Source organism: Nocardia neocaledoniensis (assembly GCF_029868625.1).
Classification (GTDB): Bacteria; Actinomycetota; Actinomycetes; order Mycobacteriales; family Mycobacteriaceae; genus Nocardia; species Nocardia neocaledoniensis_A.
On record NZ_JARWOJ010000417.1, the window covers coordinates 21,708 to 43,135 of the forward strand.

The following is a 21,428-nucleotide window of genomic DNA, read 5'->3' on the forward strand; positions in this document are numbered from 1 at the left end:
AAGGGCCCCGGAAAACGTGCGACCCGGCGAGTGGCCCGTGTTCTGGGGAGAACACGGGTGACTCACCGGGTCGGGTATCGACCTCACCGTCGGCCGGGCGCGGATCGCGCGCCGGGCGGCCGAGTGCGCGGGAGGTGGTGCTAGCGCTTCAGCGCGCGGGCCAGGTTGACGTCCAGGGCGCCGAGGAACTCCTCGGTGCTCAGGTAGCCCTGGTCGCCGCCGACGAGCAGCGCCAGGTCCTTGGTCATCTGGCCGCCTTCGACGGTCTTGATGACGACGTCTTCCAGCGCCTGCGCGAAGCCGATCACCTCGGGGGTGTTGTCCAGCTTGCCCCGGTGCTCCAGGCCACGGGTCCAGGCGAAGATCGACGCGATCGGGTTGGTCGAGGTCGGCTTGCCCTGCTGGTGCTGGCGGTAGTGCCGGGTGACGGTGCCGTGCGCGGCCTCGGCCTCACAGGTGCGGCCGTCCGGGGTGAGCAGCACCGAGGTCATCAGGCCCAGCGAGCCGAAGCCCTGCGCCACGGTGTCGGACTGCACGTCGCCGTCGTAGTTCTTGCACGCCCAGACGTAACCGCCCTCCCACTTCATGGAGGAGGCGACCATGTCGTCGATCAGGCGGTGCTCGTAGGTGAGGCCCGCCGCGTCGAACTCGGCCTTGAACTCGGCGTCGAAGACTTCCTGGAAGGTGTCCTTGAACATGCCGTCGTAGGCCTTGAGGATGGTGTTCTTCGTGGAGAGGTACACCGGGTAGTTCTGCTGCAGGCCGTAGTTGAACGAGGCCCGCGCGAAGTCCTCGATGGACTTCTTGAAGTTGTACATGCCCATGACGACGCCACCGTCCTCGGGCATCTTCACGACCTCGTGCACGATCGGCTCGCTGCCGTCCTCCGGCGTGAAGGTCAGCGTGACGGTGCCCGCCTCGTAGACCTTGAAGTCGGTGGCGCGGTACTGGTCGCCGAACGCGTGACGGCCGATGATGATCGGCTTGGTCCAACCGGGCACCAGGCGCGGCACGTTGGAGATGATGATCGGCGCACGGAAGATGGTGCCACCCAGGATGTTTCGGATGGTGCCGTTGGGCGAGCGCCACATCTTCTTGAGGCTGAACTCCTTCACCCGCGCTTCGTCGGGGGTGATGGTGGCGCACTTCACGCCCACGCCGTGCTTCTTGATGGCGTTCGCGGCGTCGACGGTGACCTGGTCGTCCGTCTTGTCGCGGTACTCGATGCCGAGGTCGTAGTACTCGAGGTTCACGTCGAGATACGGGTGGATCAGCTTGTCCTTGATGAACTGCCAGATGATCCGGGTCATCTCGTCGCCGTCGAGTTCTACGACGGTACCTTCAACCTTGATCTTGGACATGGATCTTCGTGTCCTCCTAGGATGGTGCCCTCATTGCACGGCCAGGCGAACACGCTTGTGAGCGGACCCCAGCTGTTCCAACAGACAACGTATATGCCCCGCGTTGTCTGCGGGACGTGTGGTGCAAACAAGACGAGCGTACTGCTGCCCCCGCCCTCACCGCGACGGGAGGGCCCGCTGTGCGGGACTCCACGAAGTTACCCCGCCGGGAGCCCGGGCCGACACCCGCTCCGCGTACCCGCGAGTAATGACGGAACCGCGCAGGCAGCGGATGGCAAACGGGTCGCAAGTGGGCGGGCCCACGCTCGGGTGGTGACCGACATATCCCCGACCCCGAACCTGCTCGGCATCCGGCTGGCCCATCGCGCCATGCTCGCCGATACGTCCCGCTTCGCCAGTCTCGCCCGCGAGCTCGCCGGTGGGCAGTGCCCGCGCCGGCGGGCGCGCGCGGTCGCCGACCACCTCGGCCTGCTGTGCGATTCCATCCACCATCACCACCGGATCGAGGACGAGGTCCTCTGGCCGATGCTCTCCGCCGCCGCGGGCGATGCGGTCGATCTGCGTGAACTCACCGACGACCACGCCCAGCTCGACCCGATGCTGGCCGAGATCAGGGCCGCCTGCGCCGACCTGGTCGCCGGCCGGTCCACGGCGGCCGCGCACCTCGCCGAGCAGCTGACCCGCCTGCACACCGTGCTCGACGAGCACATCGCCGACGAGGAGCGGACCGTGTTCCCGATCGTCACCGAGTACCTGAGCCCCGCGCGCTGGGACGAGGTCGAGGCGGCCGCCCGCGGCGGTGCGGTGCTGAGTTTCGAACTGCCCCGCATGATGGCTGTCTGCACGCCCGCCGAACGCGCCGAGGTGCTGCGCGAAGGTGGGCTGCCGGTGCGCGCGATGCTGGCGGTGTTCGGGGCGCGGTATCGCAGGCGGGAGCGGGTGCTGGCGGGAAGCTGCGGGTTGCGCGGGCGGCGGCGCAGGTGGGCTTGGACGCTGCCCTCGTAGTTCGGGCGGCGCGGGTGCTGCGCTCAGATCGGGGCGGCACGAGAGGGCGTGGGATGGCGGCCCGAGCGGGATGATGCCGCTGGCTGCGGGATCGCGGGCGCGAAAAGTGACCCTCAGGCGAGCGGTGCGCCGGTTCCGTCGAGGGCGTCCAGCTCGGTCGCCAGATCGGCGAGGACCCGCTCGGCGGCGGCGCGGTGCCGGGATGCGGCGGCGTGGTCGCCCAGCCTGTCGGCCAGTTCGGCCAAGACCGTGTCGACGGGGCCGAAAGCGACCGACCCGGAATCCATGCCCGCGATGGTGCCCGCCCTCGGCAGCAGGTCCCGGTAGAGCCGCTCGGCCGCCTCGACGCTGCCGATCCGGGCGACCACCCTGGCCTCGAACGCCGACATCGCGCCCCAGTAGTAGTCGCGCAGGACCTCGGTGCCCGCGGCGAGGACGGTGCTCGCGCGCTCGGTGTCGCCCGCGTCGAGCAGCGCCAGGGCGTACACATAGCTGATCGCGTGCGGTGCGGCCGCGTAGAGCTGGGCGTACCCGTCCAGGCCGGGGGCCAGGTCGCCGCGCGCCCACCCGGTCATCATGCGGGCCAGCAGGACCAGTTCGGCACCGTTGGCGTTGCCCGCGGCGATCATCTTGGCGCTCAGGTCGGCGTCGATCGCCTCGGCCGTCGCCAGGTCGCCGCGCAGGACGGCGAGGACGGCCAGGTGCGCGGTGGAGACGACCAGCAGCGGGCCGAGCTGTCCGCCCTCCGCGCAGTCGAGCGCCTCCGCGATCTCCGACCGCGCGTCGACGAGCCTGCCCGCGCCCGAGGCGACGAGAAAACGCAGGAAATGCGCGATGGCCTGATACTCGGGGAGGCCGGCGGTGGTCGCCACGCGCAGCAGTTCGTCGGCCAGCTCGCCGCGTTCCGACCACAGATCAGGGCCGAGGGCGACGAAGGCCCTGGCATTGAGCGCCGCGCACAGCAGTTCGGGGTCGCTTAGCTCGCGCGCGGTGCGCACCGCCTCGGCCGAGCAGGCGAACGCGCGCGGGTTGTCGAACCCCTCCACGGCGAACACGGTGGTGACGAGCAGCCGGACGCGCAGGTCCGGCGCGGTGGTGCGGTCCAGCGCGGACGCGAGATCGACCGAGATGTCGGAGTCGGGCAGACCACGATCCCGGCTGGTCCAGATCGTGGGAGCGCGCCAACAGGTGAGGACGGCCACGACGGGGTCGGTGTCGATCCCGGTGTCGGCGGAGGTCGCCGCGTCCGCCGGACGATCGCCTGTCCGCGCCGCATCGCGGTCGTGTGTCCGCTCAGGGTCGGTGGGCATCAGTGCGCGAGCGATGGCCAGGGTTTCGGTGCGCAGCCGGCGGGCCTGCTCGTCGTTGCCGCCGTAGGCGAGGGCGTTGATCAGCGCGCAGCGCGTGGCGAGGGCGGCCAGGCGGTCCGGGCGGGTGGCCGCGGGGCTGTCGTGGCCGGCGCGGGCGTGCAGTTCGAGAGCCGCGCGCCACAATGGCTCGGCGTCCTGGTGGGCGCGGCCGGCGGTGCGCCTGCGCGCGGCGGCGAGGACGTAGCGCAGGGCGTGGGTAGCCGTCGAGGAGCCCGCCCCGGCGATGGCGTGGTGCGCCATCGCGTCGAGCACGACCGTGTCGAGGACGGGCTCGAGGTCGACCCGGGCAGCGCCGGTGCGTCGTTCGAGGAGTTCCAGGGCGGCCCAGTGCAGGCGGGCGCGGCGGAGGGTGGGGATGTCGCCGTAGACCGCGTCGCGAATCAGGGCGTGGGCGAAAGTGATTCGGTCGGTGTCGACGATACGGACGAGACCGGCGACCGTGACGGTGTCGACCAGGTCGATCAGGGTGTCCTCCGGTTCGGCGGTCAGGGCGAGCAGGGTGTCGAAGTCGATGTCGTCACCCCAGACCGCGGCCAGCCGTAAGGCGCGGGCGGCGCCCGCGGGCAGCCGGGCGATCCGGCGGTGCAGCACGGCTCGCACCCCCTCGGGCACGGCGCGCAGATCGCCCACCGCGGCCGCGAGCGTCGCGACCTCACGGACGAACAGTGGATTACCGGCGGTCCGCGCGCGCAGCCACTCGACCGTGTCGTCGTCGATGGACGCCAGCCCGGCGCGCTCCGCGACCGCGCGCACCGCCGCGCCGTCGAGCCCTTCCAGCACCAGCCGCCGGCCGGTCGACCCCGCGAGTGCCGCGGCGGTGGCCCGCACGCCCGCGTCGGCCTCCGACCCTCGCGCGGTGACCAGTACCAGCAACGGCCGCCGTGTCAGCCACGCCACCACCTGCCGCAGGATCTGCAAGGTCGCGCTGTCGGCCCGGTGAACGTCCTCGAGCACCACCAGCAGCGGCCCCCCAGTCAGGCGCCGACCACACACCTGCGCCACCTCCCGCGCGATGGCGAACGGCCCTGCCTGCGCCCCGACACCTTCCGCCGCCGGCACGAGCGCACCCGTCCCGGCCTGCGCCCCGACATCCGCCGCCCACACGAGAGCACCCGGCCCCGCCTGAGCCCCGGTGCCATCCGCCACCGCGCCCGACGGGTGCGCGCGATCGTCTCGACCGGTGGTGGTCCGCGCCCGCTCATCGCTCGACGGCAACCCGCCCGGCATCACGGACAGACCGGCGACTCGCTCCGCCGGCTCACGCGCGCCGGGCACGTCGTCGCTCGCGGAGTCGCCCATTCGCGAACCGGAGTCCGTCGGCTCCCCGCCGAACCACACCGCTCCCAGCTGATCCGGCCCCGGCAAGGTCCCGGCCGCCGGCGCGGACGAGCCCGGAGACGTCGGCGCCGCCGGATCGAGACCGCGCCGGTGCCGACCCTGATCCGGATGGTCGCCGCCGAGACCGTCCAGCAGGTGCACCCAGGCCCAGGCGGCGGGAGCGCCGTCGACCTCGGGACAGGATGCGCTCGCCACCGTCCATCCGTCGGCGGACAGGGCCGCGGCCAGCACCTCGACCTGCGTCGATTTGCCCGCGCCCGCTTCGCCTTCCAGCCACACCACCCGCGCGCGTCCGTGCGCGACCACCGCCGCGGCCTCGGCGAGCAGGGCCGCGCGTTCGGATGCGTAGCCGACCACCGTGGGGTCGGCGACCGACCGTCCCGGCGCCGAACCGACGACCGCGGGCCTCCCGGACGGAGAGCCCACCGCCGCGGACTCAGCGACCGACGGCCCGGACACAGCACCGTCAATCGCAGACTCAGCGGCGGGCCGCTCGGAACGAGGACCGTCCATCGCCGGCTCGCGCGAGCTGTCGACTCTCGGACCGGACGACCCGCTCCGGCGGCCCGCCGGGTCCTCACCGCGCACACCCGCACCGGCACTGCGTTCGACCACCTCCGGCGCCCGATCGCCCTTGCCAGGGCTGTCCGATCGATCCCGTACGGCCCCCGCGCCCGCTCCGGAGCGCGGGGAGGCGTCCGCGAGTTCCGCCGGGACTCGGTGGGTCAGTTCCGGTGCGTGGGTGAGGATGGCGGTTTCGAGGACACTGATGGCTGGGCTCGGGACGACGCCGAATTCGGTGTCGAGGTAGGCGCGCAGGTCGCGCAGGGTGGTCAGGGCGTCGAGTTGGCGGCCGAGGCGGTACTGGGTGAGCGCGAGGAGGCGCGCGGCGTTCTCCCGGTCGGGATGGTCGGCGACGTGGCGGTGCAGCAGCGCGAAGGCCTCGTCGGGGCGGCCGAGGGTCAGTGCCGATTCGGCGCGGCCTTCCACGGCGACGCGGCGGAGTTCGTGCAGGCGTGCGGCTTCCGCGAGCACCCAGCGCGCGGTGGCGAAGGGCGCGTACGGCTCGCCGTGCCAGCACGCCAGCGCTGCCCCGAGCCGCTGATAACGCCGTGCGGGGTCGTCGGGCTCGCCCGCGGCGAGCAGCCGCTCGAACCGCCAGGCGTCGACCGCCGCTGGGTCGAGACGCAGGGCGTAACCGGGCGCCTCGGAGACCAGCACGGTGGGCTGCGCGCGCGGCGGGCGCGCCGGTTCGATGGCGCGGCGCAGGTAGGAGATATGCGCCTGGAGCGCGCCCAGCGCCTTGGGTGGCGGGTCGCCCGCCCACAAGTCATCGATCAACCGATCGGTGGACACCACCGCACCGCCGGCGAGCACCAGCCTGGCCAGCAGCGCGCGCTGACGCGGCCCACCCAGATCGGCGGGCCGCTCGCCTACCTCGACCCGCAGCGGGCCGAGTACATCGATGCGTACGGCGGTCGCGCCGCCGTACGGTCCGTCCTGTTCGATACGGTCAATTTACCGGGCGATACGCACCCCCGCGACGCCGATCGCGAGGCCCTGGGCGACCGTGCCGGGAATGATCCACCAGCCCTCGGCGCCCGGCAGCAGTCCGGGCGCCATCGCCGCGACCGTCATCGACAGCGTGCCCGCGATGATCAGCACTCCCGACCACCGCCCGAACACCGCCGCGGGCCGGATCAGGGCGTATGCCGCGAGCAGCACGAAACCGAGCAGCAGCGCCATCGACAGCGGCGCGAGCACCGCGGCGGACGCGTCGGCGATCTCGCCTGCCGTGTGGTGATCGACCCCGGTGCTGACGAACACCTCGTGATAGGCGCCGATCGGGATCACCACGGCCAGCCCGGCGAACAGCAACCCGTGCGCGAGCGTGAGCATCCGGCTCGCCCATCCGTCGGCGGGTCGGCGGATGGCGCGGACCAGGGCGGGCAGGCCTACCGCCATCAGTACCGCGCCGATGGCGAAGGTGAGATGCGCGGCCGTCCAGGTCGTCGCGTGCACGGCTGCTTCGGAATGTTCGAGCGGGTGCAGCAGATTGCCCACGGCCCACAGCAGTGCGCCTGCGGCGAGGGTCACCGCACGGGCACGATCCCGGCGGGGCGGCGCCGCGAGGGCTGGAGCGTGGGATTCCGGGGCGTATTCGATCGTCATGCGCCGAGCCTGACCGGTGCCGATTGGCGCCCACTTGCGAACGATTTGCGGCCGGGACGGTCGGTCGGCACGCCGCGACACGCCAGGCCCGGCACACCGGCCGAGAAGTGATCCAGGCGACGTTTCGGCGGGAAGTTTCCGTGTGGGCGGGCTGTCCGGTTACCATGACGGCAAGGTCATGAGTACCAGCGTCAAGCCCCGGCTCGCTGGTCGGCAACCCTCCAGCTGCGGTGGGGTGCTCCGGGTGATGACCGGGCTCTCGAAGGTCGGGAGCAAGCGCGCATTCGCAGGAGGCCCCCATGTGTTGTTGTCCGTCGATCCGCCCCAGCTGAACCCACCGACGCACAACCCCTGGAGCATGTAGCCATGTCCGATTCCGCCCTGCCCGAGAACTGGTCGTTCGAGACCAAGCAGATCCACGCGGGCCAGGCCCCCGACGCCAGCACCAACGCGCGGGCACTGCCGATCTACCAGACCACCTCCTACACCTTCCGCGACACCGATCACGCCGCCGCGCTGTTCGGTCTGGCCGAGCCGGGCAACATCTACACGCGGATCATGAACCCCACCCAGGACGCGGTCGAGCAGCGCATCGCCGCGCTCGAGGGTGGCGTCGCGGCGCTGCTGCTGGCCTCCGGCCAGGCCGCCGAGACCTACGCGATCCTGAACCTGGCGGGCGCCGGTGACCACATCGTGTCCAGCCCGCACCTCTACGGCGGCACGTACAACCTGTTCCACTACTCGCTGCCCAAGCTCGGCATCGAGGTGTCCTTCGTCGAGGATCCCGACGACCTCGAGCAGTGGCGCGCCGCCGTCCGGCCCAACACCAAGGCCTTCTTCGGCGAGACCATCGCCAATCCCAGCAGCGCCGTGTTCGACATCCCCGGTATCGCCGAGGTGGCCCACGCCGCCGGTCTGCCGCTGATCGTGGACAACACCGTCGCGACCCCGTACCTGATCCAGCCGCTCGCCCACGGCGCCGACATCGTCGTGCACTCGGCGACGAAGTACCTGGGCGGCCACGGCGCCGCGGTCGCGGGCGCGATCGTCGACGGCGGCACCTTCGACTGGACCGTGCGCGACGCCGACGGCAACGCTCGCTTCCCGGGCTTCACCGAGCCCGACCCCAGCTACCACGGCGCGGTCTTCGCCGACCTGGGCGCGCCCGCCTTCGCGCTGAAGGCCCGCGTGCAGCTGCTGCGCGACCTGGGCGCGGCGGTCTCGCCGTTCAACGCCTTCCTCATCGCCCAGGGCATCGAGACGCTGAGCCTGCGGGTCGAGCGGCACGTGGCCAACGCCGAGGCGGTCGCGAAGTTCGTCGCCGAACAGCCGGGTGTCGAGGCCGTGCACTACGCCGGCCTCGAGACCTCGCCCTGGTACGCGCGGGCCAAGCAGCTCGCCCCCAAGGGCGCGGGCGCGATCGTCTCGTTCGAGCTGGCCGGCGGTGTCGATGCGGGCAAGAAGTTCGTGGACGCTCTCAGCCTCCACAGCCATGTCGCTAACATCGGTGATGTGCGTTCTCTCGTGATTCACCCGGCGTCGACCACGCACTCGCAGTTGACGCCCGAGGAGCAGCTGGCCTCCGGCGTCACCCCGGGGCTGGTCCGGCTGGCCGTCGGCATCGAGGGAATCGACGACATCCTGGCCGATCTGCGGGCCGGATTCGCGGCGGCGAACACGTGACAGTGAGCACCGAATCGCCGATCGCCCGTCCCGCGACCGGGGTGGCCCTGCTGCCACCGCCGGACGGGCGACTCGGCGTGGTCGCCATCGGGGATGTGACGCTGGAGAACGGCGCCGTGGTCCCCGATGTGCGGCTGGCGGTGCAACGCTGGGGCGAGCCGTCGCCCACGCTCGACAACGTGGTGTTGGTCGAGCACGCGCTCACCGGTGACTCGCAGGTCATCGCGAGTGCCGACAACACCGCGCCCGGCTGGTGGGAAGGCATGGTCGGGCCCGGCGCCCCGGTCGACACCGACGAATGGTGTGTGATCGCGACGAACGTGCTCGGCGGCTGTCGCGGCAGCACCGGACCGTCCTCGCTCGCGCCCGACGGCGCGCCGTGGGGTTCTCGCTTTCCCGATCTGACCATCCGGGACCAGGTCACCGCCGAGGCGCAGCTGCTGGATCTGCTGGGGATCGAGCGGCTGGCCGCCGTGGTCGGCGGGTCGATGGGCGGCATGCGGGTGCTGGAGTGGATGATCGGTCAGCCCGATCGGGTCGCGGCCGCGCTGGTGCTGGCCGTCGGCGCCAGGGCCACCGCCGACCAGATCGGCACCCAGACCACCCAGATGGCCATCATCACCGCCGATCCGGACTGGCTCGGCGGCGACTATCACGGCACCGGCCGCGCGCCGATGACCGGCATGGGCCTGGCCCGCCGGATCGCGCACCTGACCTACCGCACCGAGGGTGAACTCGACCATCGCTTCACCAATCGGGCCCAGGGCGACGAGGATCCGTGGACCGGCGGCCGCTACGCGGTGCAGAGCTACCTCGAGCACCAGGCCGACAAGCTGTGCCAGCGCTTCGACCCGGCCACCTATGTGCTGCTCAGCGAGGCCATGAACCGGCACGACGTGGGTCGCGGGCGCGGCGGTGTCGCCGCCGCGCTGGCGTCGACGCCGGTGCCGTGCGTGGTCGGTGGCGTCGACTCCGATCGGCTCTATCCATTGCACACCCAGGCCGAGCTGGCCGAGGGGCTGCCCGGCTGCGCCGGCCTCGAGATCGTGCACTCGCGCGACGGACACGACGGTTTCCTCACCGAGGCGGCCGCGGTGGCGAAGCTGCTCACCGAGACCATGCGGCTCGCGCGCGAGAACCGCTGACCGGTCAGCTCGTCAGCAGGGTGACGATCGAGCGCACGTAGTTCTGCAGCCGCTCCTTCGGATACTCCTGCGGCTCACTCACCGCGAGCCTGCCGAGCATCTCCGCGACGGTGAGAGTCGAGTTCGCGAGCAACCCCGCGTCCATCGCCGACCAGCGCGGTGACATCGCGATACCGACGCGCACAAGGGATTCCGCGCGGGCGAGGATATCGGCACGGGCGGCGCGCAGCGCGGCGCGATATTCGTCGGGCGCGCTGGCCGGGGTCGCCAGGATCAGCCGCCAGCGGGTCGGATTCGCCAGTGCCACACCGACGAACGCCTCCACGGTCGCCGAGGCGGCGGCCACCGGATCGGCATCGAGCAGGTCCGCAGGCAGGGTGTCGGCGATCTGCTCCAGTCCCCGTTCGCGTTCCCGTTCGAGCAGGGCTTCCACGAGTTCGGCGCGAGTCTTGAACACGGTGTACAGCACCGGTTTTCCCACGCCGGCTTCCTGCGCGACCGCTTCCATGCTCAGCTCGTGCAGTTCCATGCGGCCCAGGACGGTGAACGCGGCGTCGAGCAGTTGCGCGCGGCGTTCCCCGGGTGGCAGGCGCGGGGCATAGCGGCGGCGCGGTCGTTGCTCTCGCGTCGCGGTCACACGGACACCTCCTTCGTCCACCAGACGATACCCGGCCCCGTCACGCGAATCCTACGCAGCCGTTGTATTCGCTGCGCGCAATTGCTACGGTGGCGTTGTATTCACCTGCGAGGTTCACCCTCGGCACTGCAAAGGAGCACGTGCAATGGCCTTCGACCCGTCCACCCTGCGCCGCGACGACTACGGATTCTTCGGACCCGACTCGGTCACCTGGAAAGTGTGGGCTTCACCCACCGCGCTGATCGGCTTCCAGCGCGCGGTCACCCTCGAACACTTCGACCCCTTCCTCACCGCCGCCGTCGCCGACTCCCAGGGCATCTACGACAATCCGGCCTCGCGCCTCGACCACACGCTGGCCTACTTCGTGCTGGTCGCGATCGGCGACGGGCGCACGGCCATCCAGGCCGCCGAGCATCTGATGCGGGTCCACGCGCCGATGACCGGCATCGAACCCGTCACCGGCAAGCGCTACGCCGCCAACAGCCCCGAGACCCAGCTGTGGATCCACCTCACCGGCTGGCATTCGGTGCTCATCGCCTACGAGATGTACGGCCCCGGCCTGACCGAGGAGGAGGAGCGGCAGTTCTGGGCCGAGTGCGCGATCGCCGCCGAACTGCAGACCTGCAAGGCCGCCGACGTCCCGCGCACGCGCGAAGGGGTGCGCGCCTACTTCGAGCAGGTGCGGCCGCGCCTGTGCGTCACCGAACGGGCCGTCCAGGCGATGCACTATCTGATGTGGGTGCCGATGAGCAAGGGCTGGCGGTTCGCGCTCGGCAGCCGGCTGCTGTCGCTGGCCAGCATTCCGACCCTGCCGATCTGGATGCGCAAGCTCGGACGCCTGCCCTTTCCCCGGATCCTCGATCTGCTCGTCCGCATTCCGGTGCGGATGGTCGTGTGGATCGCCTCGCGCCGGGAGAACTGGGCGATGATCAAGGCCGCTCCGCTGGTGGCCCCGCTCACCGGTTCGATCTTCGCCGCCCACGTCGCCGCGGCGCCGCCGGCGAGCCCTATCACGATCACCCCCGACCGGGCGCGAGCGCTGTACGGCAGCCAGGGCGGTCGCAGCCTCTGGGCACAGGGCGCACCCGTCTCCGAAACCGCCTGAACCACGCGGTGACCGCCTTGCCGGGTCGACGCTGCCCCGGCTAGGCGGTCACCGTGACGTCGCGCGCCTGGCCGCTTCGATGTGGTTGATGTTCGTCTCGATCCACTCGCGCAGCGCCGCGATCGGTTCACGCAGACTGTGCCCGAGTTCGGTGAGGGTGTACTCGACTCGCGGCGGCACGGTGGGATACACGGTGCGCGCCACGAATCCGTCCGTCTCGAGCTGACGCAGCGTCTGCGTGAGCATCTTCTGCGAGATGCCCTCGATGCGGCGGCGCAGGTCGGTATAGCGCAGGGTGCCGTCGGCGAGCGCGTCGACGATCAGGACCGTCCACTTGCCCGCGATGTGGTCGAGGACCTCGCGGGTGGGGCATTTGGCCGAGTAGACGTCGGCGGGCAGGCCGCTGGCTTCGTGAATCGTGCGCACCTCACCGATTCTAACGCACTTTCAGGTGCCTACTTCCCAATGGAGAGCGACTCTCCGATAGTAGGAATCATGAGCACACAGACACTTTCGGTCACCGAAGCCATCCGCACTCGCCGCACCGTCCGCCACTACCGACCCGATCCGATCGACCCCGCGCTGCTCGACGAACTGCTCGACCTCGCCGTGCAGGCGCCGAGCGCCTGGAACATGCAGGACCGCTCCATCGTCGTGGTGACCAGCGACGAGGGCCGAAAAGCGCTCTCCGAGGCGGCCTTCGGACAACCCCAACCGCTCGAGGCGCCCGCGGTGCTGGTGTTCGTGGCCGATCCGACGGCCTGGGCGGCGGCCAACACCGACATCGCCGCGCAGGCCTCGGCCAGCGGCGCCTGGAACGCCGAGTTCCAGGCGATGTTCGAGTCCCGCGCCGAATACCACGCACTGCGCGAGCGCGGGCTGCTGCGCGAGAACGCCGTGAAGAACGCGATGATCGCCGCGACCTACGTGATGCTCGCCGCGACCGGCCTCGGGCTGGCGTCGGCGCCGATGAACGGGTGGGATCCCGAACTGGTGAAGCGGGCGATCGGCATCGACGCCGACAGCGATCTCGCCATCGCGGTCATGGTCACCGTCGGCCACGGCGTCGCGGTCCCACCGCACCCGGGCCGCAGGCCGCGCGAGCTCACGGTGTTCGCCGAGCGCTATCTCAACTGACGCCGAGGGTGTTGATGGTGACGGCCAGGAAGACGATGGCGCTGCCCAGCGCGGTCAGGGTGGCCACGTCGAAGGGCTTGCTGCGCACGGCGAGCAAGCCCACCTGGACCGTCGGCAGGCACAGCCGGAACGCCGCCGCCACCAGCGCCGCGCTGCCGAAGATGATCGCACCACGCCGCCACCGATCCCAGGCGACGAACACGATCGCGACCAGGATCAGCGCGCTCACCACGGTCATCGGCAGGTGACTGCGCAGGTACTGCTCGCCCGCCGTCATCCGCACGACCCGATGCTTCCCGGTCGTCTCCGCCTTGTTCACGGCCCCGATTGTTCCAGACGCGGGCACCGAGCGGGCGCCCCGGAGCCCGATCTCGGCCGCGACGGTGGGGCGAGCCGACCGCGTGGCCGTGGCATGACAGAGTGGTGCGCTGTGCTGCACCTGATCTTTCACAATCCCGTGATCCCGCCCAATACCGGTAACGCGATCCGGTTGGCGGCGGGGACCGGGTGTGCGTTGCATCTGATCGAGCCGTTGGGTTTCGACCTGTCGGAATCGAAGTTGCGCCGCGCCGGGCTGGACTATCACGACCTCGCGGTGGTGACCGTGCACCCCGATCTCGCGACGGCGTTCGCGGCCATCGACCCGGGGCGGGTGTTCGCGTTCACCACCCAGGCGAGCACCCGCTACACCGACATCGCCTACCGCGACGACGACGCGCTGCTGTTCGGCACCGAACCGACGGGCCTGCCCGCCGAGGTGCTGGCCAACCCGCGCATCACCGACCAGATCCGTATTCCGATGCTGCCCGGCCGCCGCTCGATGAATCTCTCCAACGCGGCCGCGGTCGCGGTCTACGAGGCATGGCGCCAACTGGGCTTCCCCGGCGGGGAGTAGCGGAAGCGCCTGCCCGGCCGAATTCAGGCGTCGATGTCGAAGCGTTTGAAGCGGGAGGTGGCGCCCGCGGTCAGGCGCACCGCGGACTTGGCGACGCCGAAGTGGGCGGCGAGGAGTTCGATGGCGGCCTTGTTAGCCTTGCCCTCGACGGCGGGGGCGCGCACGTAGAGGGTGAGCGTGCCGTCGTCGGCCGTCTCGACCAGCGGGCCTTTACGGCTGTTCGGTTTGATCGTCGCCCGTACCGTCGGCACCGGTCCGCTCCTCCTTCACCGCGCTCGAGGCCGGTGCGGCCGGTTTCGGCGCCGGCGCGGCGGGACGGCGGCGGCGCACCAGCACGCGCAGGACCAGCCAGATCACCCCGCCCAGCACGGCGGCGAAGCCGAGCCACGGAATCGCCTTGCCCGCGAAGACGATCGCGTCCTGGAGCCAGTCGACGAGCGAATTCCAGCCCGCGACGATCCCGTCCCAGAAATTGTCCGGGTCGCCCGGGGCGGTCTTGTCGTCGGCGGTGAGGGTGATGGTGAGCGTGGACAGCGCGACCTGATCGTCGAGCGAACGCTTCTGCGCGGTCAGGCTGTCGAGTTCGCCCTGCCTGCTCGACAGCGCCTCCTCGGCGTCGATGAGGTCGGCGGTGTTGGCCGCGTTGGCCATGAGCGCGCGCAACCGGTCGACGGAGGCCTGCAGGGCGCGGATGCGGGCGTCGAGATCCTCCCACTGCATGGTGACGTCGTCGCGGTTGGTGCTCACCTTGGTCACGCTGCCGACGCCGCCGAGCCCGGTGATGAAGGCATCGGTCTTGTCGGCGGGCACCCGCACACTGAGCACCGCGCGCGGCGTGCGCTTGTCGGTGCCGGGCTGCTCGGTCCTGCTGTCGATCCGGCCGTCCATGGCGCGCACCTGCTCGGCGACCGTGGCCGCGGCGCCGATCGGATCGTCGGCGGTGATGTCGACCGAACCGGTGATCACCTCTTTCCGGTTCGCCGAATCCTGCGGCGCAGGCCCCTCTTTCGCCGGGGCGCCCTCCCGGAACCCGGGCGCCACGGCCGCCGCGGGCCCGGAGACCGTCGGCGAGGACGCCTGGTCCGCGCTCGTCTCCCCCGCGTCGTCCCCGCACCCGGCCAGGAACAACAGCCCGAGTATCCCGATCAGCACCACCGCAAGCTTGCGCATGCTCGCAGCGTAATGCGCCGGAGCCGATGGCGGGCGCAGCCGCCGCTACAGATCGGCGGGCAGAATGCGGAACGCCGCGACACCGGCGAATGGCGTTGTCAGCGTTCCTGCCGGCGGCGCAGTTCGTCGTCGATGGCGGCGAGACGGCGTTCGTGGCTCGGGTGCGTGTTCATCCAGCCGGGGACGAGGTCGGTGATGGTGGGGCCGGTCGCGCAGTCGATCTCGGCGATCGTCAGCGATTCGCGCAGGTGGTGGCCGTAGCCGAGGGCCACCGCGACCCGGTCGGCGTGGGTTTCGGCCCAGCGCGACCGGCGCGTGGACAGCACATCTCGCACGGGGTATCCCACCAGGGCCAGCAGCGCGGCCCGCGGACCGAGCAGCAGCCACAGGGCGGCGGGTAACGCGCACATCGTGCCGATGCCGACCAGTGACCCGGCGGCCCCGAGCAGGATGGCTGACGCGGATGCCGGATCGCGGGCGCTGTGCGTCAGCGCCTTCTCGGACAGCGCGAGCGAGAACCTGGTCCCCGCCCGGATCGGCCGATCGAACAGCCCGCCGTACCAGCGGGTGAGCAGCTGCACCCGGTGATCGCGTTCGATGGCGTGGCCGAACTCGTGGGCGATCACCGCCTCGAGCTGGCGATCGGTGAGCGCCTCCACCGCGCGCAGACTGACGCCGATGTGCCGATCGTGGCTGACCGACGCTCGGAAATCGTGGTCGTGGATGACGCGGATCGTGCACGCCGACAACGGCACATCGGCGGCGCGCGCCACATTCCGCCACGCGGTGCGGACCCGCCGGGTCGCCGAGGGCAGCTCCTCGGCCGAAGCCGCCTGCCGGGCGCGGATCTCGCGCTCGGTGGCACGCAGGTTCCGGCGCAGCACCAGCGGGCCCGCGCCGAGCCATGCCGCACCCACCGCGAATCCCAGCCGGGGCGACAGCCGGGCGCTCAGACCGATCAGGAACCAGCCGTTCGACGCCGCGGGCGGCAGTCCGAGCAGAAGTGTCGTGGCCCGCGACAGTACGCGGCGCCGACGTGAGATCAGCGAGTTGTTCGGCATGCTCCCCCGATCTCCCTGGGAGACACGCTACCCAGCGTGTTCGATGCTGTACAGACTCGGCGGAAACGGTTCAGCGGAAGTCGCGGGAGCGGGCGACGATGGTGAGGTCGAGGGGCTCGAGGTGGTCGGCGAGGAGGCTGGCGGCGCCTTCGGCGTTCTGCAGGCGGCCGCGCACGAGCAGGGCGGTGGCGGTCTGGGCGAGGCGGCGGTAGCGGGTCCACAGGCCCACCGAGCAGACGACATTGACCATGCCGGTCTCGTCCTCCAGATTGAGGAAGGTGACGCCGGCGGCGGTGGCGGGGCGCTGCCGGTGGGTGACGGCGCCCGCGACCAGGATGCGCGTGCCGTCCTCGACGAGCAGCAGGTCGGCGGCGGGCACCACGCCGAGCGAATTCAGGTGCGCGCGCAGGAATTCGGTGGGATAGCTGCCGGGCGAGACACCGGTGGCCCACACGTCGGCGGCGGCGAGCTCGAGCGCGCTCATGCCGGGCAGGGACGGGGCCGCGGTCACCGCACCGGTGCCGGGCAGCAGTTCGGGACGCTCCCCCGCCGCCGCGCCCGCCGCCCACAGCGCGGCCCTGCGCACGCTGCTCCCCCGGTCCGCTCTGTCCCCGGCGCGCCTCCGCACTCCGTCGTCGACCGCGCCCTCGGCCGCTGCCGTCTCATCGTGGTCGACATCGACCAGGCCGTCGAGCGCGCCCGCCGTTGCCAGCGATTCCGCCTGGGCGACAGACAATCCCACGCGACCGGTGAGGTCGAGCATCGAGGTGTAGGGGCCGTGCTCGGCGCGCTCGGTGACGAGGCGTTCGGCGAGGTCGTCGCCGATGTGCCGGACGGCAGCGAGACCGAGCCGGACCTCGGTGCCCGCGTTCTCCAGGGTGGGTTCGGCCCGGCTGGCATTGATGTCGGGACCGTGTATCCGCACGCCGTGCCTGCGCGCGTCGGCCACCAGCGACTGCGGTGAGTAGAACCCCATCGGCTGGGCGCGCAGGAGTCCGGCGCAGAACGCGGCGGGATGATGCAGCTTGAACCACGAGGAGTAGAACACGATCGAGGCGAAGCTCTGCGAATGGCTTTCGGGGAAGCCGAAATTGGCGAAGGCGTAGAGCTTCTCGTAGATGCGGTCGGCCAGCGCGCCGGTGATCCCGTGCAGGTCCCGCATGCCCTGGTAGAGACGGCCCTTGAGTCGTTCCATCTTCTCCGGCGAGCGTTTGGAACCCATGGCGCGGCGGAGCTGGTCGGCCTCGGCGGCGCTGAAGCCGGCGACATCGATGGCCATCTGCATCAGCTGCTCCTGGAACAGCGGGATGCCGAGGGTGCGGGCGAGCGAATTCTCCAGCGCCGGGTGGTCGCAGACCGGCGCTTCCTGACCGTTGCGCCTGCGGATGTACGGGTGCACGGAGCCGCCCTGGATGGGGCCGGGCCGGATCAGCGCCACCTCCACCACCAGGTCGTAGAACTCTCGCGGCTTCAACCGGGGCAGCGTCGCCATCTGCGCGCGCGATTCCACCTGGAAGACCCCGATCGAATCGGCCCGCTGCAGCATCTCGTAGACGGCCGGTTCGGCGAGATCGAGCGCGTGCAGTTCGACCTTCTGCCCCTTGTGCTCGTGGACCAGGTCGATCATGTAGCGCAGCGCCGAGAGCATGCCGAGGCCGAGCAGGTCGAATTTCACCAGGCCGACCGCGGCGCAGTCGTCCTTGTCCCACTGCAGCACGCTGCGGCCAGCCATCCGCGCCCACTCCACCGGGCACACGTCCGCGATCGGCCGGTCGCAGATCACCATGCCGCCGGAGTGGATGCCCAGATGCCGTGGCAGACCGTCGAGTTCGCCCGCGAGTTCGAGAACCGGCGCGGGGATGTCGGTGCCGGTCTCGGCGGCCACCCCCGACCAGCGGCTCACCTGTTTGCTCCACGCGTCCTGCTGACCCGGCGAAAAGCCGAGTGCCCGTGCCGCATCGCGCACCGAGGACTTGCCGCGATAGGTGATCACGTTCGCCACCTGGGCGGCGTAGTCGCGGCCGTACTTGCCGTAGACGTGCTGGATGGCCTCCTCGCGCCGATCGGATTCGATGTCGATATCGATGTCGGGTGGCCCGTCGCGCTCGGTGGACAGGAAGCGTTCGAACAGCAGATTGTTGCCCACCGGATCGACATTGGTGATGCCGATGGCGTAGCAGACCGCGGAGTTGGCGGCCGAGCCACGGCCCTGGCACAGGATGCCGTTGCGCTTGCAGAACTCGACGATGTCGTGCACGACCAGGAAGTAGCCGGGGAACTCCATCCGCTCGATCACCGCGAGCTCGTGCTCGATCTGCGCGTACGCCCTCGGGTTCGCCGCGCGCGGGCCGTAGCGCCTGGCGGCCCCCTCGTAGCTGAGGTGGCGGAGCCAGGAGTCCTCGTCGTAGCCGGGCGGCACCTCGAACGGTGGCAGCTTCGGCGCGATCAACCGCAGGTCGAAGGCGCATGCGCGGGCCAGCTCCACCGCGTTCGACACGGCAGGCGGATGCGCGGCGAACAGCCGCGCCATCTCCGCGCCGGACCGCAGGTGCGCGCCACCGGTGGACGGCAGCCAGCCCGCCATCTCGTCGAGACTGCTCCTGGCCCGGATCGCGGCCAGCGCCATGGCCCTGCGGCGCTGGGCGGGCGAGGCGAAATGCGCGCCGGTGGTGGCGAGCACGGGCAGGCCGAGCCGGTCGGCCAGGGCGACGAGGTGAGCATTGCGTTCGTCGTCGGTGGCGATGCCGTGGTGGGTGAGTTCGACGCTCACCCGGTCGGCGCCGAAGCGTTCGACCAGCTCACGAAGGGCCGCTTCGGCTTTCGGCAGCGCCGTGTCACCCGCGCGCAGGTCGAGTTCCAGCGCGGAGCGCAGGTGTCCCTTCCGGCAGCCGGTGAGGACATGCCAGTGCCCGCCCGCGGCGGCGGTGAGCGTGTCCAGGTCGTAGCGCAGGATGCCCTTCTCTCCCGCCGCCATATGCGCGGCCGCCATCTCCCGCGACAGCCTGCGATACCCCTCCTGACCACGGGCGAGGATCAGCAGGTGCGGACCGCGCGGATCGGCGGAACCGGTGCGCGGCAGCGAATCCGGCGCTCGCACGTGCCCACTGGAAGACCCGGCCGGATCGGCGCCTACACGCGGTTCGGCCGAGGTCGTGCGCCCGCCTCGCGGATCGCCGATGGTGCGCCTGCCGCCCCGGGGAACAGTACGGGGCCGGGCCGCCGCCCCGCCGCCCCGCGCCGCCGCCCCCACGGGTGCCCGGGGGAGGTGGGGCCCGCAAAACGATGGGATTGCCCAAAGCCAGGCCGCCGCGGCGAACCGGACGGTCCCGTAGAACCCGTTGTGGTCGGTGAGCGCGAGCGCCTCCAGACCCAGCCGCACCGCCTCCTCCACCAGCTCCTCCGGCTGGCTCGCACCGTCGAGGAAGCTGTAGGCGGAGTGGGCGTGCAGCTCCGCGTAGGGCACGGACGCGGCCGGACGTGCGATCGAATCCGCCTCGTACGCACCGCGTTTACGCGACCATGCGGGGCTGTCACCGCCGTCGCCGGGATGCATCTCCTCGGCGGGGCGGCGACTCGGCTTGCCCGAGAGCACCCGCTCCAGCTCCGACCAGGTCGGCGGACCGTTGCTCCAGCCCACACCCAACTCCTCTCCTACCCCGCGTCACCTCCCACTCGATCGCGGTTGCCCGACCCCTCAACTCGCGGGCAAACGCTCCATCGATCGCGACTCCAGCGCCGCCTCCACATGGCCGAGCCCCGACCGGATCACCGCGCCGTAGGCATCGTTGGCGAGCACATCCAGGTGCCCGCGCGCGATGGCCAGCTGCATCCGCGCCATCTCGAAATCACCGACCCGCCGGTGACTGTCGGCCAGGTTCAGATACAGCGAGGGCAGGAACCCGCGCAGCCCCTCGTCCAGCGGGATGCCCGGCCCGAACACCGCGGCCAGCGCCCGCTGATCCCAGAGCAACGCGCCCTCGGGCAACTCCTGCACATCAGCGAGGTGATGTGCGATCACGCAGCGATGCAACGCGTCGCCGCCTTCTCCTATCTCGTCCCAGAGCCTGGTCAGCGCCGCGCGCGCAGCGTCAGGGTCGATACCGCCGAGCCGCACCGCGGCATAGATATCCGCCATCCGATCGTCCGCCATGGGCACAAGTATCGCACATACGTTCGAATAATGGCGAGAGGTGTTCGAACATATTTTCGAGTTTCTTGCCAGACCTGGTCCCGGAACTTACTTTGGAGTAAGTTCGAGGGAACGAGCTGCAAAGGAGCAGTGATGTCTCAGGTTTCTCCCGGCACACCGAACCGTCGGCGGCGGCGCGATCTCACCGACAGGCATGTCGTGATCACCGGCGCGTCGTCCGGGATCGGGCGGGCCGCCGCACTGGCGGCCGCAGACAAGGGCGCCGTCGTATTCCTGCTCGCCCGCCGCGGCGACGAACTGGCCGAGGTGGTCGCCGAGATCGGCGCCGCGGGCGGCCGGGCACACGGCTACCAGTGCGATGTCACCGACGCCGAATCCGTCGATTCCACCGTCAAGACGATCCTCGATCAGCACGGCCACGTGGACATGCTGGTGAACAACGCGGGCCGCTCGATCCGGCGCGCCATCCACCGCTCCACCGACCGCATGCACGACTTCGAACGCACCATGGCGGTCAACTACTTCGGCGCGGTGCGGATGACGCTGGCGCTGCTGCCGCAGATGCGCGAGCGCGGCTTCGGCCACATCGTCAACATCTCCAGTGCCGGCGTGCAGGTCGCCACCCCGCGCTTCGCCGCCTACCTCGCCTCCAAGGCCGCGCTGGACAAGTTCACCGAGGTCGCCGCCGTCGAAACCCTCGCCGACGGGGTCACTTTCACCACCATCCACATGCCACTGGTGCGCACGCCGATGATCGCCCCGAGTGGCGACCAGGGGCCATCGGAATCGCCGGAATGGGCCGCGGCCACCATCGTCCGCGCGCTCAGCGAACGCCCCAAGCGCATCGATGTCCCCCTCGGCACGCTCGCCGAGTACGGCGGCATCCTCACCCCGAAGCTGCGCGACCGCGTGCTGCACCGCTACTACCGCGCGCTGCCGGATTCGCCTGCGGCCAAGGGCGAATCGGTCGAGCCGGTTGTCGTGGAATCGACCACCGCACCCGCGCCGAAGCCCAAGTCGGCGGCGCGCAAGGCCACCGGTAGTGCCCTGCGCCGCGCCGCCCGTTGGGTGCCGGGCACGCATTGGTGAACAGACACTGAGGCGATCCGACGGCCCGCGCGTCGAGCCGTCCGGGGCACTTCCCAGACCGACCAGGACCCACACCCGACTTCCACGGAGTCGGTCCCACTCGAGGAATC

The 21,428-nt window shown here is 70.9% G+C and carries 18 protein-coding genes and 1 riboswitch; of the genes, 7 read left to right on the forward strand and 11 right to left on the reverse strand.

The window, feature by feature from the left end; genetic code table 11:
• Positions 1 to 140: 140 nt before the first annotated feature.
• The gene (locus QH270_RS32790) at positions 141 to 1,361 is read right to left on the reverse strand and encodes an NADP-dependent isocitrate dehydrogenase (protein WP_110037050.1); all 1,221 of its coding nucleotides are present in this window, start codon (positions 1,359 to 1,361) and stop codon (positions 141 to 143) included.
• 312 nt (positions 1,362 to 1,673) lie between these two features.
• On the opposite strand from QH270_RS32790, the gene QH270_RS32795 reads away from it, so the two are divergent.
• Positions 1,674 to 2,366 carry a hemerythrin domain-containing protein gene (locus tag QH270_RS32795; protein WP_280348542.1) on the forward strand — a complete coding sequence of 231 codons (693 nt, stop codon included), beginning with the start codon at positions 1,674 to 1,676 and terminating at the stop codon, positions 2,364 to 2,366.
• 113 nt (positions 2,367 to 2,479) lie between these two features.
• Here the strand turns inward: QH270_RS32795 and QH270_RS32800 are convergent, their stop codons facing one another.
• Both QH270_RS32800 and QH270_RS32805 read right to left on the reverse strand, forming a co-directional pair.
• On the reverse strand, positions 2,480 to 6,592 hold the full coding sequence (locus QH270_RS32800; RefSeq protein WP_348537700.1) for a BTAD domain-containing putative transcriptional regulator: 4,113 nt from the start codon (positions 6,590 to 6,592) through the stop codon (positions 2,480 to 2,482).
• Positions 6,593 to 7,246, reverse strand: a complete 654-nt coding sequence (locus QH270_RS32805; protein WP_280348545.1) for a hypothetical protein — start codon at positions 7,244 to 7,246, stop codon at positions 6,593 to 6,595. It abuts the gene before it with no gap.
• A gap of 174 nt (positions 7,247 to 7,420) precedes the next feature.
• Positions 7,421 to 7,531, forward strand: a riboswitch (SAM riboswitch).
• Between the two features lie 81 nt (positions 7,532 to 7,612).
• Between QH270_RS32805 and QH270_RS32810 the strand changes: the two genes are divergently transcribed.
• Complete coding sequence (locus QH270_RS32810) at positions 7,613 to 8,929, forward strand: bifunctional o-acetylhomoserine/o-acetylserine sulfhydrylase (RefSeq protein WP_280348548.1); 1,317 nt, start codon at positions 7,613 to 7,615, stop codon at positions 8,927 to 8,929.
• Positions 8,926 to 10,074: a homoserine O-acetyltransferase MetX gene (gene metX, locus QH270_RS32815; protein ID WP_280348551.1), complete on the forward strand. Its 1,149-nt coding sequence runs from the start codon at positions 8,926 to 8,928 to the stop codon at positions 10,072 to 10,074. Before QH270_RS32810 ends, metX begins: the two co-directional genes overlap by 4 nt.
• Before the next feature lie 4 nt (positions 10,075 to 10,078).
• On the opposite strand, the gene QH270_RS32820 is transcribed toward metX, so the two are convergent.
• Positions 10,079 to 10,711 carry a TetR/AcrR family transcriptional regulator gene (locus tag QH270_RS32820; RefSeq protein WP_280348552.1) on the reverse strand — a complete coding sequence of 211 codons (633 nt, stop codon included), beginning with the start codon at positions 10,709 to 10,711 and terminating at the stop codon, positions 10,079 to 10,081.
• Between the two features lie 145 nt (positions 10,712 to 10,856).
• Between QH270_RS32820 and QH270_RS32825 the strand changes: the two genes are divergently transcribed.
• The gene (locus QH270_RS32825; RefSeq protein ID WP_280348555.1) at positions 10,857 to 11,816 is read left to right on the forward strand and encodes an oxygenase MpaB family protein; all 960 of its coding nucleotides are present in this window, start codon (positions 10,857 to 10,859) and stop codon (positions 11,814 to 11,816) included.
• Positions 11,817 to 11,864: 48 nt separating this feature from the next.
• On the opposite strand, the gene QH270_RS32830 is transcribed toward QH270_RS32825, so the two are convergent.
• On the reverse strand, positions 11,865 to 12,242 hold the full coding sequence (locus tag QH270_RS32830; protein WP_280348557.1) for a winged helix-turn-helix transcriptional regulator: 378 nt from the start codon (positions 12,240 to 12,242) through the stop codon (positions 11,865 to 11,867).
• 69 nt (positions 12,243 to 12,311) lie between these two features.
• Between QH270_RS32830 and QH270_RS32835 the strand changes: the two genes are divergently transcribed.
• Positions 12,312 to 12,953, forward strand: a complete 642-nt coding sequence (locus QH270_RS32835; RefSeq protein WP_280348559.1) for a nitroreductase family protein — start codon at positions 12,312 to 12,314, stop codon at positions 12,951 to 12,953.
• Here QH270_RS32835 and QH270_RS32840 read toward each other — a convergent pair.
• Complete coding sequence (locus tag QH270_RS32840) at positions 12,946 to 13,230, reverse strand: DUF3017 domain-containing protein (protein ID WP_110037522.1); 285 nt, start codon at positions 13,228 to 13,230, stop codon at positions 12,946 to 12,948. The genes QH270_RS32835 and QH270_RS32840 overlap by 8 nt on opposite strands.
• A gap of 135 nt (positions 13,231 to 13,365) precedes the next feature.
• On the opposite strand from QH270_RS32840, the gene QH270_RS32845 reads away from it, so the two are divergent.
• Complete coding sequence (locus QH270_RS32845; RefSeq protein WP_280348561.1) at positions 13,366 to 13,848, forward strand: tRNA (cytidine(34)-2'-O)-methyltransferase; 483 nt, start codon at positions 13,366 to 13,368, stop codon at positions 13,846 to 13,848.
• Positions 13,849 to 13,871: 23 nt separating this feature from the next.
• Here the strand turns inward: QH270_RS32845 and QH270_RS32850 are convergent, their stop codons facing one another.
• From QH270_RS32850 to QH270_RS32870, 5 genes are all read right to left on the reverse strand, one after another.
• Entirely contained in the window at positions 13,872 to 14,099 is a 228-nt protein-coding gene (locus QH270_RS32850; protein ID WP_280348564.1) for a DUF167 domain-containing protein, read from the reverse strand.
• Positions 14,059 to 15,018, reverse strand: coding sequence for a DUF4349 domain-containing protein (locus tag QH270_RS32855; RefSeq protein WP_280348566.1), 960 nt, complete (start codon positions 15,016 to 15,018; stop codon positions 14,059 to 14,061). The genes QH270_RS32850 and QH270_RS32855 overlap by 41 nt, the downstream gene beginning before the upstream one ends.
• Before the next feature lie 98 nt (positions 15,019 to 15,116).
• Entirely contained in the window at positions 15,117 to 16,079 is a 963-nt protein-coding gene (locus QH270_RS32860; protein ID WP_280348568.1) for a M48 family metalloprotease, read from the reverse strand.
• A gap of 70 nt (positions 16,080 to 16,149) precedes the next feature.
• Positions 16,150 to 19,716 (reverse strand): error-prone DNA polymerase, encoded by a 3,567-nt coding sequence (locus tag QH270_RS32865; protein WP_280348570.1) that lies wholly within the window; start codon positions 19,714 to 19,716, stop codon positions 16,150 to 16,152.
• A gap of 57 nt (positions 19,717 to 19,773) precedes the next feature.
• Entirely contained in the window at positions 19,774 to 20,229 is a 456-nt protein-coding gene (locus QH270_RS32870) for a hypothetical protein (protein WP_232996755.1), read from the reverse strand.
• A gap of 132 nt (positions 20,230 to 20,361) precedes the next feature.
• Between QH270_RS32870 and QH270_RS32875 the strand changes: the two genes are divergently transcribed.
• On the forward strand, positions 20,362 to 21,318 hold the full coding sequence (locus tag QH270_RS32875; RefSeq protein WP_280348572.1) for an SDR family NAD(P)-dependent oxidoreductase: 957 nt from the start codon (positions 20,362 to 20,364) through the stop codon (positions 21,316 to 21,318).
• Positions 21,319 to 21,428: the final 110 nt, after the last annotated feature.